This window comes from Kocuria sp. WN036 (assembly GCF_002287015.1).
In the GTDB taxonomy this organism is placed as follows: Bacteria; Actinomycetota; Actinomycetes; order Actinomycetales; family Micrococcaceae; genus Kocuria; species Kocuria rosea.
In genome coordinates, this window is record NZ_NSKF01000005.1 from 97,734 (window position 1) to 111,581 (window position 13,848).

The 13,848-nt window shown below is 73.1% G+C and carries 17 protein-coding genes and 1 tRNA gene; 4 read left to right on the forward strand and 14 right to left on the reverse strand.

Features of this window, described 5'->3' with window-relative positions; genetic code table 11:
* Positions 1-61 precede the first annotated feature (61 nt).
* From CK505_RS05255 to CK505_RS05270, 4 genes are all read right to left on the reverse strand, one after another.
* On the reverse strand, positions 62-538 hold the full coding sequence (locus CK505_RS05255) for a hypothetical protein (protein WP_095650466.1): 477 nt from the start codon (positions 536-538) through the stop codon (positions 62-64).
* Between the two features lie 28 nt (positions 539-566).
* On the reverse strand, positions 567-1,136 hold the full coding sequence (locus tag CK505_RS05260) for a dihydrofolate reductase family protein (RefSeq protein WP_095650467.1): 570 nt from the start codon (positions 1,134-1,136) through the stop codon (positions 567-569).
* 39 nt (positions 1,137-1,175) lie between these two features.
* Positions 1,176-1,688: a hypothetical protein gene (locus tag CK505_RS05265; RefSeq protein ID WP_095650468.1), complete on the reverse strand. Its 513-nt coding sequence runs from the start codon at positions 1,686-1,688 to the stop codon at positions 1,176-1,178.
* Positions 1,689-1,800: 112 nt separating this feature from the next.
* A complete protein-coding gene (locus tag CK505_RS05270) occupies positions 1,801-2,205 on the reverse strand; it encodes a hypothetical protein (protein ID WP_141246785.1) in 405 nt (134 codons plus the stop codon).
* Positions 2,206-2,388: 183 nt separating this feature from the next.
* Between CK505_RS05270 and CK505_RS05275 the strand changes: the two genes are divergently transcribed.
* The 3 genes from CK505_RS05275 to CK505_RS05285 all read left to right on the forward strand — a co-directional run bounded on the left by CK505_RS05275 (position 2,389) and on the right by CK505_RS05285 (position 3,741).
* Positions 2,389-2,646, forward strand: a complete 258-nt coding sequence (locus tag CK505_RS05275) for a hypothetical protein (RefSeq protein WP_109149401.1) — start codon at positions 2,389-2,391, stop codon at positions 2,644-2,646.
* 184 nt (positions 2,647-2,830) lie between these two features.
* Positions 2,831-3,400 carry a hypothetical protein gene (locus tag CK505_RS05280; RefSeq protein WP_052132941.1) on the forward strand — a complete coding sequence of 190 codons (570 nt, stop codon included), beginning with the start codon at positions 2,831-2,833 and terminating at the stop codon, positions 3,398-3,400.
* Positions 3,397-3,741, forward strand: a complete 345-nt coding sequence (locus CK505_RS05285; protein ID WP_035927044.1) for a hypothetical protein — start codon at positions 3,397-3,399, stop codon at positions 3,739-3,741. Before CK505_RS05280 ends, CK505_RS05285 begins: the two co-directional genes overlap by 4 nt.
* A 194-nt stretch (positions 3,742-3,935) precedes the next feature.
* Here the strand turns inward: CK505_RS05285 and CK505_RS05290 are convergent, their stop codons facing one another.
* Positions 3,936-4,208, reverse strand: a complete 273-nt coding sequence (locus CK505_RS05290) for a hypothetical protein (RefSeq protein WP_035927039.1) — start codon at positions 4,206-4,208, stop codon at positions 3,936-3,938.
* A 36-nt stretch (positions 4,209-4,244) separates the two neighbouring features.
* Positions 4,245-4,318: transfer RNA gene (locus CK505_RS05295), tRNA-Leu, on the reverse strand.
* Positions 4,319-4,606: 288 nt separating this feature from the next.
* Between CK505_RS05295 and CK505_RS05300 the strand changes: the two genes are divergently transcribed.
* Positions 4,607-4,852, forward strand: a complete 246-nt coding sequence (locus CK505_RS05300) for a hypothetical protein (protein ID WP_017832201.1) — start codon at positions 4,607-4,609, stop codon at positions 4,850-4,852.
* A 131-nt stretch (positions 4,853-4,983) separates the two neighbouring features.
* Here CK505_RS05300 and CK505_RS05305 read toward each other — a convergent pair whose 3' ends face one another.
* From CK505_RS05305 to CK505_RS05340, 8 genes are all read right to left on the reverse strand, one after another.
* Positions 4,984-6,393, reverse strand: coding sequence for an NAD(P)/FAD-dependent oxidoreductase (locus CK505_RS05305; RefSeq protein ID WP_035927034.1), 1,410 nt, complete (start codon positions 6,391-6,393; stop codon positions 4,984-4,986).
* A gap of 75 nt (positions 6,394-6,468) precedes the next feature.
* Positions 6,469-7,932 carry a S8 family serine peptidase gene (locus CK505_RS05310; protein WP_095650470.1) on the reverse strand — a complete coding sequence of 488 codons (1,464 nt, stop codon included), beginning with the start codon at positions 7,930-7,932 and terminating at the stop codon, positions 6,469-6,471.
* 31 nt (positions 7,933-7,963) lie between these two features.
* On the reverse strand, positions 7,964-8,914 hold the full coding sequence (locus tag CK505_RS05315) for a Ppx/GppA phosphatase family protein (protein WP_035927032.1): 951 nt from the start codon (positions 8,912-8,914) through the stop codon (positions 7,964-7,966).
* A 35-nt stretch (positions 8,915-8,949) separates the two neighbouring features.
* Complete coding sequence (locus tag CK505_RS05320) at positions 8,950-9,489, reverse strand: DUF501 domain-containing protein (protein ID WP_031282342.1); 540 nt, start codon at positions 9,487-9,489, stop codon at positions 8,950-8,952.
* A 71-nt stretch (positions 9,490-9,560) separates the two neighbouring features.
* Positions 9,561-10,397, reverse strand: a complete 837-nt coding sequence (locus tag CK505_RS05325) for a septum formation initiator family protein (protein ID WP_095650471.1) — start codon at positions 10,395-10,397, stop codon at positions 9,561-9,563.
* 124 nt (positions 10,398-10,521) lie between these two features.
* Positions 10,522-11,805 carry a phosphopyruvate hydratase gene (gene eno / locus CK505_RS05330; RefSeq protein WP_017832195.1) on the reverse strand — a complete coding sequence of 428 codons (1,284 nt, stop codon included), beginning with the start codon at positions 11,803-11,805 and terminating at the stop codon, positions 10,522-10,524.
* 185 nt (positions 11,806-11,990) lie between these two features.
* Positions 11,991-12,725: a MazG family protein gene (locus CK505_RS05335; protein WP_017832194.1), complete on the reverse strand. Its 735-nt coding sequence runs from the start codon at positions 12,723-12,725 to the stop codon at positions 11,991-11,993.
* Positions 12,722-13,846 (reverse strand): adenosine deaminase, encoded by a 1,125-nt coding sequence (locus CK505_RS05340; RefSeq protein ID WP_017832193.1) that lies wholly within the window; start codon positions 13,844-13,846, stop codon positions 12,722-12,724. The genes CK505_RS05335 and CK505_RS05340 overlap by 4 nt, the downstream gene beginning before the upstream one ends.
* Between the last annotated feature and the right edge of the window lie 2 nt (positions 13,847-13,848).

Here is a 13,848-nt window from a genome sequence, read left to right on the forward strand (position 1 = left end):
CTCCGGACGGATCAGTCTGATCGGGGAACACGGGTCCTACGGCGAAGGGGACTGCGCGGGCTCACCGGTGACCACGACCGTGCAGCTCGGCGCCCCCGACGACACGACGCCGGAGACGGTCACGGTGGCAGCTGAAGCCGAGGGCTACGAGGCCTTCTGGGGCGTGTCCGCCGCACCGACGACTGCACCCGAATAGCGCACCTGCCGCACCGGTCGACGATCCGATGACCGGAACGAGCAAGGCCTGCTCGTCCGGCACGTAGGCCGGCAGCTCCGCGTCGTCGGCGACCTCCAGCTGCACCCGGTAGGCCAGCACCTCGTGCTCCCGCGTGCGCCCCGGCAGCTGCGTCCCGGCGCCGGGAACGGCGTCGAGCTCCACGGCCACTTCGCTGTCGGGGCGGATGATCAGCACGCCGGGGTCCGCGCCCTCGTCGAAGGCGTAGTGCAGCGCCTGGACGGAGCGCACGACGCCGGTGACCGGCAGGTGCGGCACGTGCTCGGGTGTCCGGTCGTGGTGCTTCTCCCAGTACCCGGGCATCGGCCGGCCGCTGTCCTGGCTCGGGTCGTCAGGCTGTCACTCGCGCGGGCCGGTATCGCTGGGCGACCGCCCCCGACCGGAGCTCATGGCGGTCCACGAGCTCGAGCTGGACGCGCTCGCGCAGACCGGCGAGCAGCGTCGGCCCGTGTCCGGCAAGGACCGGTTGCACCACGAACTCGTACTCGTCGATCAGTCCCAGATCAGCCAACGCCGTCGGCAGCGTCACGCCACCCACCCACAGACCCTCGCCCGGCTCCTGCTTGAGCCGTTGAACCGCTTGGCCCAGGTCGCCTCGCACCAGCTCGGCGTTCCAATCGACCTCGCTCAGTGTGCTCGACACGACGTACTTCTTCACCCGGTCGATGGCCTCGGCGAACGGGATCTCCCACTCCTCCATCCAGTCAGGCCACGTGCCCGTGGCCGGCTTCCGCCACGCCGACTCCATCATCTCGTAGGTCACCCGGCCGAACAGCAGGGCATCGGCTCGCTCCATCTCAGCGGTCCAGTAGCGCATCGACTCCTCGTCCGGGGGAAGCCCTGCCTCGTGATGGCAGCAGCCGTCGAGCGTGACGTTGATCGAGTATCGAAGTGGTCTCATCTCATTGTTCTCCCTTGATGGGGCGCCGACTCGGTTGTCTCAGCGCCCGGTCGGTTCCGTGCCTGATGCTCGCTCGGCGATGACGTGCTCGCGCTGACGCTGGATCGCCCCGGCCACCCGGTAGGACTCCTCGGCCGAGACCACCACCGACGATTCCCCGGTGGCGATGCGCACGCTGGGCCCGCCCATCAGGTAGCCGGTGGCCCCGTCGTCCATTCGGCGCCGGCCGATGCGCCACCACTCGGTGCGCGGCCCGACGGCTGCTTCGGTGATCTGCTCGTACGGGATCTGCTGCTGCTTGCGCCAGCCCTGCCGGATCTCCACGGCGTGGTCCCCCAGACTGAGGACGACCGATCGATGCACAGCGAACGAGAGCGCTGTGTAGCCGACTACGAAGACAGGTCCGGTCGTCAGCAGATACGGTCCCTCCGGCACGAGCTCGGCCGCGACCACGATCAGTACGAGGAACACGACGGCGATCGCGATCCGGATCCGCCACGGCTGGAACGTGACGAACCGCGGTGTCTCCTCCGGGTCTGCGTGCTCGGCCATGCCTCATGATCGCCGACCACACCGGCCGGGGGTAGACCCGATCCCCGGAACAACGGCCGACATCCCTCACGGCCGCCGGCGGCACGCAGTCTGTCGCCGCGACGCGACTGGATCAGCCGGTCTCGATCTGCAGCTGTGGGGTGAGCCGCACCCATCCCTCTGGTTCCTCCCCCGGAAGGCCGGCCGGAGCGAAGTCCGCCTTGATGCCCAACTGCCCGCTGGTGCCCACGCGCCCGCCGGGAGTGCAACCAGCGACCCAGTCCCCGGCTGCCGTCGGGTCGTAGGTGAGCAGGCAGTCGCCTTCCTCCCCGGCCACGAGGTAGAACTCGGCGCCCTCGTGGATGGCCAGCAACCGAGAGCTGTCGGCATCCCAGCCGTACTCCGCGGCATCGATCTCCGCGGGAAGCGTGTCGTCCTCGGTCTGCTCGCCGGCGTACAGGTCGACCGAGTCCTGCGAGCAACCAGCGACGACGAGAGCGATCGTCACCGCCAGCATCGCGCGCGTGCACCGGGTCATCATCTGCTGCTCCTTCGCTTCACCGACACAAGCCTCCGATGCCTTCGACCGTCTCACGGAGGGCGCGTCGAGGGGCTGAGGCCACGCCCGGTAGGGCAGGTGTCTCCGCCCCGGTGTTCGAGCACGAAATGCTCGCCTGCTCGCGGCCCTCAGGTCGTGCGGGTCGGCCGCGGTAGCGGAGGTGTGACGGGTGTCGAGGTAGATGGGGAGTACTGCTTCGAGACCGGAAGGTTGCTGGTGCTGGAGATCCGGGCCACGGGCCGCGTCGCGGTGAACGTCCCCGGTCCCACCCGCTTCGCCGCCGAGGCGAAGATGCTCTCCGTGATGGACCCGCTGCCGCTGGGCCGGCTCGGTTCCGACCTGGACAGCGAGGTTTGCCGTTGGCCGGTGGGCCCTGATGACTTCAACGCCGAGGACGCGCTGAAGGTCCGCGCCTCCTAGGGGGCCGGAAGCGTTTCGAGGACATCTCTCGAGCAATCCTTCGGCTCGAGCGGCGAACGCGGCCAGACGCTTACCGGCTCTTGAAGGCTCGTTGTCGCCGTCGGGACGACTGCTACGGTGCGACCAGCAGGCACCGGGCGAACACGTCGCTCACCGCCTCCGACCCCCCGAGGAGCACCGCGCGATGAGCACCCCCACCTGGCAGAACCCCGAGGTCCTCGCCGCCGCGGCCGGTCCCCAGGGCCCGCAGGTCCAGGCCGTCTTCGAGAAGGCTGCGGACATCGGCCTCGAGCAGTCGCAGGCGCTGCGCAAGGCCGCCGAGCTCCACCAGAAGTTCGTCACCGACAACACCCCCGTCGAGGTGGACTACGACGCGCTCGGTCAGGCTGCCGTGAAGCTGGCGGTCGGCGCCGCGGCCGCCGCCGGGCGCCAGGACGCCCTGGACCAGATCCTCGGGTCGTGGCGGAGCCTGTCGCAGGCGATCGCCACCGACTTGTTCCTCCTGATGCACCGGCACACCCGCCCCGACTCCGCTCCCCCGTCCGGAGACGCCCTGGAGCGCGCCGCCGAAGCCACCGCCACCAGCTTTCAGATGCCCGTGGCCCACGCCCTGATCGCCCTCGCCGCCCGGGACCTGATCGACGCCGACGGCTTCCCGCAGGACGCCTACGACTTCCTGACCACCCCGTGGAACTGGGCCTTCGGCGCCGCCCACCCCGAGGACGACACCGGGCAGACGGTGGAGGGCTCGTGAGCGAGGACCTGGCCGCCTGGGCGCAGTCCCGCCCGCAGTCGGTGCCCGCGGTGCAGTCGCCGGCCGACGGGCGGATGACGCCGATCGAGCTGAAGGTCGTGCGCGAGGACGTGGAACGGATCGAGGCGTACACCGCCGAGGTCGCAGATCACCTGGCCGCCCACCTGCTCGAGCACACCGGGCCCGACCCGGTCTTCGAGGTCTACGACCGCGACGCCGACATGCCGGCCCTCGATCTGCCGGGCGCACCGTTGCCGCTCACGGCCAGGTGGTGGCGGGCCGTCGCCTACCAAGTCGCCGAGGATGTTCCGGGCCTGCGGATCGTCGAGGCGCCGAAGTAGTCCAGGCAATCGGCGTCGCAGCACCACATGCTTGTGCACGGAAGTGGGGCTGCCGGGGTGCGGTCAGGCTCTCTAAGCTGAAGCTGTCGGTGAGCAGCTCACGAGCGGCCCGACACAGCGCAGGCCACGTCGGGGGGCGTGGCCGCGCAGCACGCAACGCCCCTGTCGGCGCGCGCCGCCCGTGGCGAAGGCGATCAGTCCCCGGACATCAGGAAGCCGCCGGCGGCCAGGAACAGCGCGGCCGAGACGGCGAGCAGCACCGGGTAGCAATGCTCGGCCAGAATGACCTCATGGTGGAAATCGTCGGCGTCGAGCCTCGCGTCGAGCCTGGTGGAGTGCTTTTTGGACTGCCAGTCGGATGGCGACCGCAGAACGCGCTCCCACCGGACCTCGGGCCGCCTCCGGTGCAGATTCCATGTCGGAAATGGAGGCCAAATGTCGAATCGGCCCCAAGTGACGGTGAGCAACTCCGCCAGTCTGGGCGGATTGCTAACGATTCTTCGTGCCCCCAGTCAGACTCGAACTGACACTGAGCGGATTTTAAGTCCGCTGCCTCTGCCGATTGGGCTATGGGGGCCGGTCCCGGACGCGTCACCGGGACGCCGCCCACCCTATCGCCTCGTCCCGCTCTCACCACCAGGACGGGCCGGGGCCGCGGCCGGGAACCGCGCCTGTCGGCCGGGCGCAGGATCCAGTACGCTGGCACGGTGGTCGAGCAGCCGGCCGCGATGTCGTCGCATCCGCAGGAGGCTGCTCCCGTGCACCACCCCGCTCTCCCGTCCCACCGGTTCCTGCCGGGATCCGGACGTCCCCCCGTCCCCGCCCCGTACGGGTGCACCCCGATGCCGTTCCGGACGACCGCGGCATGAGCGAGGTCGTCGCCCGGCCCACCGGCAGGACCTACCTGGCGCCGGAGGACGCGTTCCCCGCCGACCTGACCGAGCTGTCCCTGGCCGAGCTGCACGTCCTGCACAGCAGGGTCGGCCGGCAGCTCGACCTCGAGTACCTCGGCAGCGCGTCCGGCGCCCACCCGGTCACGCTCGAGCGCCACCAGGAGCTGAGCGTGGAACTGGACGCCCGCGAGATCGCCCACCCCCGGAACACCCACTGACGGACGGGCGGCCTGCCGGCCCCCGGGGCAGGCGCCACGGGGGCCGGGCCGGGGGCGTCACGGCCCCGTGGAACAGCTCGACCCCGCCGCGGCACGTGGCCGGGACGGGGTCGAGCGGTGGACGGATCGGATCAGAGGTTGGCCTTGCGCGGGGCGGGGGCCTTGCCGGCAGCGGTCTGGAACCGCGTGCGCGGGTCCCGCTCGTGGCGCAGCGTGGTGGTGTCCCGGCCGAACATGAAGTTCAGGGCCCACTCGGTGAAGACGCGGGCCTTGCGGTCCACGGTGGGGATCGCGTAGCCGTGGTAGAGCCGGTGCATCGCCCACGCGGCGACGCCGGAGAACTCCAGGCCCTTCGCCGGCAGACCGGGGAGGCCCTTGATGCTGGCCACGCCCTTGTAGAGGCCGAGCCCGGCGACCGCGCCGAGGTTCTCGTGGTAGTAGTCCTCGAGCGGCTTGCCTGCGCGGGCGGCCATGATGTTCTTGGCCATCGTGTGCGCCTGGCGCACCGCGTGCTGGGCGTTGGGGACGCAGAACCCGCCGACTCCCCCACCGGTGAGGTCCGGGACGGCGGAGACGTCGCCGGCGGCCCAGGCGCCCTCGAGGGGCCCGTCGTCGCCGGTGATCCGCAGGTCGGCCCCGGCACGGACGCGGCCGCGCTCGTCGAGCGGGAAGTCCGTGCTCTTGACGAGCGGGTTCGCCTGCACCCCGGCGGTCCAGATCAGGGTGTCGGTGCCGAACTCGCCGGCCGGGGACTTGTCCTGCATGTTGACGAGCTTCAGGTGCTTGTCCACCGCGGAGGCGAGCGACGTGTTGAGCAGCACCTCGATGCCGCGGCTGCGCAGGTGCGCCACGACCTTCTCCGCGCGCTCCTCGGAGACCTCGGGCATGATCCGGCCCATGGCCTCGATGAGCACGAAGCGCAGGTCGGAGACCGTGAGCCGCTCGTTGCGCTCGACGGCGCTGCGGGCCATGTCCTCGATCTCGGCGATCGTCTCGGTGCCGGCGTAGCCGCCGCCGACCACCACGAAGGTCAGCGCCCGGCGCTTGGCCTCCTCGTCGGTGGTGAGGGAGGCGACCTCGATGCGCTCGAGCACCCAGTTGCGCACCGCCACGGCCTCCTCGATGGTCTTGAGGCCGATGCCGTTCTCGGCGAGGCCCTCGATCGGGAAGGCGCGGGTCACGGAGCCGCCGGCGATGACGACCTCGTCGTAGGTCAGCTCGAAGGTCTCGCCCTCGTCGATGCCCTTGACGGTCGCGGTGCGGTTCGCGTGGTCGACGCCGAGCACGTGCCCGGTGACGATCTCGCAGTCCTTGAGGTGCTGCCGGTGGGGCACCACCGCGCTGCGGGCGGAGACGTTGCCGCCGGCCACCTCGGGCAGGAAGGGGAGGTACATCATGTACGGGTTGGGATCCACCACGGTCACGACTCCGCCGGAGTCCTTGATCCGCTTCTGCAGTTCCTGCGCCACGGTGAAGCCGACGTAGCCGCCGCCGACGATCAGAAGGCGCGGACGGTCCTTGGCCAGTTGAGTGAAAGACATGCCCCCGAGTCTACTCAGAACGCTGTCGATATCGGTTCTCGTCCGGGGCCTCCGCGCCGTGTTCCGGCGCACGCCTCAGGAACGGCCGCCCGGGTCCCCGTCCGGGTCGGCGGCCACGATGCGGCGGATGTGCACCACGGCACCCGCCGTGAGGCCCAGCACGAGCAGCCCGAACCCGGCGAGCACCACGACGGGCAGCAGCCCGGTCTCGTCGATCGGGGCGACGGGCTCGGGCGGGGCGACCTCCGCCTCGACCTCCTCCGTGACGGGCGCCGAGCTCTCGGCCGGGCCCGCCGTGGGGGTCGCCGCGGCGCTGCGGCGGTGCACCCGCACCCACTGCTCCATGCTGCCGAGGGGACTGCGGTCGACCTCGGGGACGTCCTCCGTGAGCGCGGCCTCGACGTCCAGCACCCCGTACCCGTAGAGCGGGTCCTTGCCCGGCGAGCCGGTGTCCCGGGCGGTGGAGACGATGCGGTTGGCGATCTGGGCGGAGCTCATCTCCGGCCACTTCGCCTTGATCAGCGCGGCGGTGCCGGCCACCACCGGGGCGGACGCGGACGTCCCGGCCCACGAGGCGTAGCGGTCGCCGGGGATGGCGCCCACCATGTCCTCGGACGGGCCGGCCACGGCGATCGAGATCCCCTGCGAGGAGGACTCCCAGCTCGCCTCTCCCGTGCGGCCCACGCCGCCCACCGTCAGCACGCCGGGGATGGTGGCGGGGGCGCCGACCTGGACGAGCCCCGACCCCCGGTTGCCCGCGGAGGCGACGACGAGCACGTCCTTCTCCTCGGCGTAGAGGAAGGCCTCGTCCCAGCTCTCGGGCCACGAGGTGGCGTTGGAGCCCACCGACATGTTGATGACGTCCGCCCCGTTGTCCACGGCCCACCGGACGGCGTCCGGGAGCTGCTCGTCGACGCTGCGGACCTCCGGGCTCTCGTCGCCCAGCCAGGTGGACACGGCGAGCACCTCGGCGTCCGGGGCCACGCCCACGATGCCGGCGGGCCGGCCCGGGGCGTCGTCGTCCCGACCGCCCGGGGGCACGTGGCCGCGGCCCGCGGCCACGGACGCCACGAGGGTCCCGTGCTCGGGCTCGGTGCCGAGACCCTCCTGGCCGTCGGCGGAGCCGCCGCCCGAGACGTCGGTGCCGGCCACCACGGCGCCCTCCAGGTCCTGGTGCGAGCCGTCCACCCCGGTGTCGATGACGGCGATGCGCACGCCCTCCCCCGTGGACTCCGCCCAGGCCTCCCGCACGCCGTACTCGTCCAGCCAGTACTGCAGCGGACGGATCCCGTCCTCGGCGATGCGGGAGGTGTCCGGGGCGGGGGTGGCGCCGTCACCGGGTGGGGGTGCCACGCTGACGGGGTCCTCGAGCGGGATGCTGGGGGCGGGGCCGGGCTCCGGGGGCCGGGCCTGCGCCGGCCCCGCCCCGGGCAGGACCAGCGCGCCGGCGCCGACCACGGCCGAGGCCGCCCCCACCGCGCCCCACCGGGTGAGGGCGCGGTGGCGCGGGGGGCGGGGGCGGGGTGCGCTGGGAGACATGTGTCCTTCCGGGTCGGGGGGTCCGGGCGGGTCAGCCGACCTGGGACAGGGCGATCCCGTCCAAAATATCGTGCTCGCTCGCGATCGCCGAGTCCACCCGTCCACCGGTGGCGGCGCCCACCCGCTCGACGATCCGCCGCCACACGAGGGCGCCGCCGCCGATGACGTCGACACGGCCCTCGTGCATGTAGGGCAGCGCGGCGCGCTCCGCGCGGGTCATGGCCGTGAGCTCTCGGCACGCCTGCGCGATCCGCTCGGCGGGCAGCTCGGCGCCGTCGATGGCCGCGGGGTCGTAGGCGGACAGCCCGAGGGCGTGGGCCGTGACGGTCGTGATGGTGCCCGCGACGCCCACGAGGTGGGTGGCCTCCGTGAGGGGCACGGTCTGCAGGACCACGTCCACGGCGTGGTCGACGTCGCGCAGCACGGCCTCCTGCTGGGCGGCGGTGGGCGGGTTGGAGCCGAGGTGGCGCTCGGTCAGGCGGACGCAGCCGATGTCCACGCTGCGCTCCGCGCGCACCCCCTGGGCATTGCCCAGCACGAACTCGGTCGACCCGCCGCCGAGGTCGATCACCAGGACCCGGTCCTCCGGATCCGCGCCGCCCACGGCGGCCGCGGCGCCGCGGAAGGACAGCTCGGCCTCCTCGTCGCCGCTGATGACCTCGGGGGTCACGCCGAGGCGCTCGCGGATCCCGGCGAGGAAGACGTCCCGGTTGCCGGCGTCGCGGGTGGCGCTCGTGGCCACGAAGCGCAGCTGCTCCACCCCGTGCTCCGCCAGCAGCCGGGCGTACTCGTCCGTGGCCGCGAACGTGCGCTCGAGCGCCGCCTCTGCCAGCCACCCGGTGGCGTCCACGCCCTGGCCGAGCCGGACCACGCGCATCTCGCGCACCACGTCGTCGAGCACCGTGCGGCCCTGCTCCTCCCGGGTGTCGGCGATGAGCAGTCGGATGGAGTTCGTGCCGCAGTCGATGGCGCCTGTGCGCATGGGGAGTCCTCGGGGGTGTCGGGGGCGGGTGGGTCTCAGGCCTCGCGCCAGGCGGGGTCGCAGTGGCAGGCGTCGGGGGTCCACCACTCGGCGATGGCGGTGAGGGTCTCGTCGCCGAGCGGGTTCACGCCGGGCCCGGCCGCGAGCGCGTGGCCGGCGAGCACGTGCAGGCACTTGACCCGCACGGGCATGCCGCCGGCGGAGATGCCCTCGATCTCGGGTACGGGTCCGGTGCCGGCCGCGGCACCGATCCGGGCACGCTCGGCGAGGTAGTCCTCGTGCGCGGCCCGGTGGGCTGCGGCCAGCGCCTCGTCCTCGGCGATGCGGTCCGTCATCGTGTACATCAGGCCGGCCGCCTCGAGCCGGGACACCGCCGCGGTGATCACGGGGTGGGCCAGGTAGAACACCGTGGGGAACGGGGTGCCGTTGGCCAGCCGCGGCGCGGTGGCCGCCACGAGCGGGTTCCCGCACGTGCACCGGGCCGGGATCTCGACGACGTCGCGCACGGGACGCCCGAGCTGCCGGGAGAGCACCTGGAGGTCCAGGGCCGTGGGCTCGACCGTCGCGGCCGTCACGCCGAGTCCCCGGGGTGCGGGGGCCGGCCGGTCGCCGGGCTCGTGTCCGTGCTGGGGGTTCACGCCGTTCCTCACTCCGCGGCGCTGCCGCGGCTGTCCGTCGCCGCGTCCTGCGGCGCGCCGGCCCCGTCCGCCGGGGCGGCCGGGACGCTCTGCTCTGTCTGCTCTGCCTGCTCGGTGGTGCCGGGGTCCTGGCCCGCGCCGGGCTCGTCCGTGCTGCCCGGCTGTCCGGGGGCCGCGGGCTCGTCGGTGCCGCCCGGCTCGGCGGCGGTGTCCGCGTCCTCGGCGGTGTCCGCGTCCTCGCTGCCGGTCGGTTCCCCGTCGGCGTCCGCGTCCCCGGCGGCGTCCGTGTCCCCGGCGGCTCCCGTGCCCGCCGCGGGACGGGCGTCCTCGTAGGCGGAGGCCACCACGGACTGCCAGAGGGCGTCCACCCAGGCGGGCTTCTCGGCCTCGACCTGCGCCGCCGAGGAGTCCACCACGGCGCCGTCCATCTCCTCGGCGCCCACCACGAGGTAGGACCGCTCCCCCGGCATCACGTAGAGGAGCCGGTCCCGGGCCTGCTGCTTGACGTAGGTCTCGTCCGACCACTGGTCCACCTGGTCCTCCAGGGAGGCCTGCTGGGCCTCCATGGCGGCGATGGCGCGCTCGAGCTGGGCGATCTCCGCCCGCTGCTCGAGGAAGATCTTGGTGGTCGGCGCCGCCAGGAACACGATGAGCACGGCCACGAGGGTGAGGATCAGGAACCGCCCGCTGAAGGTGCGGGCGGGGACCGGCGACCCCACGGCGCTGGACCCGCCACCCAGCCCGTGGCCCGGGCCGCCGCCCGTCCCGCCGTCGCGCCCGCGGGTGCCCGGCGCGGCGTCGCGCCCGCCGAGCAGGCGGGTGGTGCGCGGGCGGGGAGCGGGCATGGCGACCTCACGGGGGAAGGGCGGGGACGGGGACCAGTGTAGCGCTCACGGGGGGAGCGGCCGCCGGGAACGGCCGCTCCCCCCGCACGACGACGGACCGGCGGGGCCGGTCAGCCGCCGGTGGTCACTTCGCGGTGTAGCGCGGGAACGCGGAGGCCCCCGCGTAGCGCGCGGCGTCCCCGAGCTCCTCCTCGATGCGCAGCAGCTGGTTGTACTTGGCCACGCGCTCGGAGCGGGCCGGCGCCCCGGTCTTGATCTGCCCGGCGTTGGTGGCCACCGCGATGTCCGCGATCGTGGTGTCCTCGGTCTCGCCCGAGCGGTGGGAGATCATGCAGTGGAACATGTGCCGCTGGGCCAGGGAGATGGCGTCGAAGGTCTCCGTGAGGGAGCCGATCTGGTTGACCTTCACCAGCAGGGCGTTGCCGGCGCCCTCGTCGATGCCGCGGGCCAGCCGCTCCGGGTTGGTGACGAACAGGTCGTCGCCCACGATCTGGACCTGGGTGCCCACGGACGCGGTGAGGGCCTGCCAGCCCGCCCAGTCGTCCTCGTCCAGCGGGTCCTCGATGGACACGATCGGGTAGTCGCGCACGAGCTCCTCGTAGTAGGAGGTCATCTCCGCGGCGCTGAGCTGCTTGCCCTCGAAGCTGTACTTGCCGTTCTCGAAGAACTCGGAGGAGGCCACGTCCAGGGCGAGCGCCACGTCGGTGCCCACGGTGTACCCGGCCTTCTCGATCGCCTCGGAGATGAGGTCGAGGGCGGCACGGTTGGACTCGAGGTTCGGGGCGAAGCCGCCCTCGTCGCCCAGCCCGGTGGCCAGGCCGCGCTCCTTGAGCACGCCCTTGAGGGAGTGGTAGACCTCCACGCCGGTGCGCAGGGCCTCGGAGAAGGTCGCGGCACCGATCGGGGCGATCATGAACTCCTGGATGTCCACGTTCGAGTCTGCGTGGGAGCCGCCGTTGAGGATGTTCATCATGGGCACCGGGAGGACGTGGGCGTTGGGCCCGCCCAGGTACTTGTAGAGCTCGAGGTCGGAGGCGTTGGCGGCGGCGCGGGCCACGGCCAGGGAGACGCCCAGGATGGCGTTGGCGCCGAGGCTGCCCTTGTTGTCCGTGCCGTCGAGGTCGAGCATGGTGCGGTCGACCAGCCGCTGGTCGGTCGCGTCGAGACCGATCACGGCCTCGGCGATCTCCTCGTCGACGGCCTTCACGGCGTCGAGGACGCCCTTGCCGAGGTAGACCTTCTTATCGCCGTCACGGCGCTCGACGGCCTCGAAGGCACCGGTGGAGGCGCCCGAGGGCACCGCCGCCCGGCCGTAGCTGCCGTCCTCCAGCAGCACCTCGACCTCCACGGTCGGGTTGCCGCGGGAGTCGAGGATCTGGCGGGCGTGCACTGCGGTGATCATGGCCATGGGTTGCTCCTGACGTTGGTGCTGAGCTTGTCGCTGACGTGGGTGGAACGTGCGTGGTGGGGCGGTCGGGGCCCCGGTGCGGGGCACCGGCCGAGGGTCCGCACCGGCGGGGCCGGGCGCCCCCGGCGGCTCCAGCCTAGCGACTCGGCGCCGGTGGCCGGCCGCGGGGGCGGCCCGTGACGGGATCAGTCCCCGTTCCGGGCGGCGGCGTACGCGCGGGCGGCCCCGCGCAGGGCCCGCTCGGCGTCGAGCCCGCGGGCGGAGGCGGAGCGCACGAGCGCGAACAGCGCCTCGCCCAGCTCCTCCTCGGTGCGCGGGCCGCCGGGCTCCTCCGCGGCGGGGACCGCGGGCTCGAGGTCGTGCTTGCGGGCCCGCGCGAGGGTCTTCTCCGCGAGGGCCAGGGCCGGCAGGTGCGGCGGGATGCCGTCGAAGGGCCCGGTCCGCTCGGGCTTCTCGGCCCGCTTGAGGTCCTCCCAGCGGGAGTGCAGCTGCTCGAGGGTCTGCTCCCCCGCGACGTCCCCGGTGGCGCCGGCGCCGAAGACGTGGGGGTGGCGGCGGACCAGCTTGGCGGTGATGGCCTCGAGCACGTCGGCCACGTCGAAGCCGCCCTCGGCGCGCGGGCGCTCCTGGGCGACCCGGGAGTGGAAGACCACCTGCAGCAGGACGTCCCCGAGCTCCTCGACGAGCAGCCCGGCGTGGGCCGCCGGCCCGCCCTCGGCCTCCACGGCCTCGACGACCTCGTAGGCCTCCTCCACGAGGTAGCGCACGAGGGACTCGTGGGTCTGCTGCCCGTCCCACGCGCACCCGCCCGGGGAGCGCAGCCGGTCCATGACCGCCACGAGCTCCGCGAAGCGCTGCCCGGTCCGCTCCGGGACGCCGAGCCCCGCCGCGACGTCGTCGGTGCCGTGCCCCTGGCTCATGCGTGCATCCCCTCGAAGCCGTCGGTGATCATCCCGTCCAGGGCGGTGCGGTCCTCGAGCGGGAGGAAGGCGGCGGCCGCGGCGTTGCGCTGCAGCCGCTCCAGGTCCTCGAGCCCGTAGCCGAAGTGCTTCACGAGCAGGGCCAGCTCGTCCGTGACCGTGGTCCCGCTCATCAGCCGGTTGTCCGGGGAGATGGTCACCGTGAAGCCGGTCCGGTAGAGCATGTCCACCGGGTGCCGCTCGGGACCGCCGCCGAACGCCGCCACGGCCCCGGTCTGGAGATTGGACGTGGGGCACACCTCGAGGGCGATGCCCCGGTCCCGGACCCACTCGGCCGTGCGGCCGAGGTCGACGACGGCGACGTCCTCCAGGTAGTCGATGTCGATGTCCTCCGCGATGCGCACCCCGTGGCCCAGGCGCAGGGCGCGGCCCGTGGCCAGCGCGTCCCGGATCGACTCGATGCCGGCGGCCTCCCCGGCGTGGAGGGTGACGGGCACCAGCTCGTCCGCGAGCAGCTCGAGGGCGGCCCGGTGGCGGGCGGGCGGGTAGCCGTCCTCGGGTCCCGCGAGGTCGAAGGCCACCACGCCGCGGTCCCGGTTGTCCACCACGAGGCGGGCGACCTCAAGGGAGCGCTCGGCGTGGCGCATGGCGCAGAGGATCTGGGTGACGGACACGATGTGGCCCGCGTCCTCCGCGGCCAGCACTCCCTCCGAGAGCCCGAGCCGGACGGCCTCGACGGCCTCCGCCATCGACAGGCCGCCGGCGGTGTGCTGCTCCGGGGCCCAGCGCACCTCGGCGTGGACCACCCCGTCCGCCACGAGGTCCTCGACGTACTCCCGGGCGCAGCGCACGAGCGCCTCGGGGGTCTGCATCACGGCGACCGTGTGCTCGAAGGTCGCCAGGTAGCGCAGCAGCGAGCCGGAGTCGGCGCTCTCCCGCACCCACCGGCCCAGCGCCTCGGGCTCCTCGGCCGGCAGCCGGTGCCCGGCCGCTGCGGCCAGCTCGACCACCGTGGCCGGGCGCAGGGCGCCGTCGAGGTGGTCGTGCAGGCACACCTTGGGCAGGTCGCGCAGGACCCGGTCCGGCACGCGGCCCGGGTGCTGTTCGGCGGAGGTCAGCATCA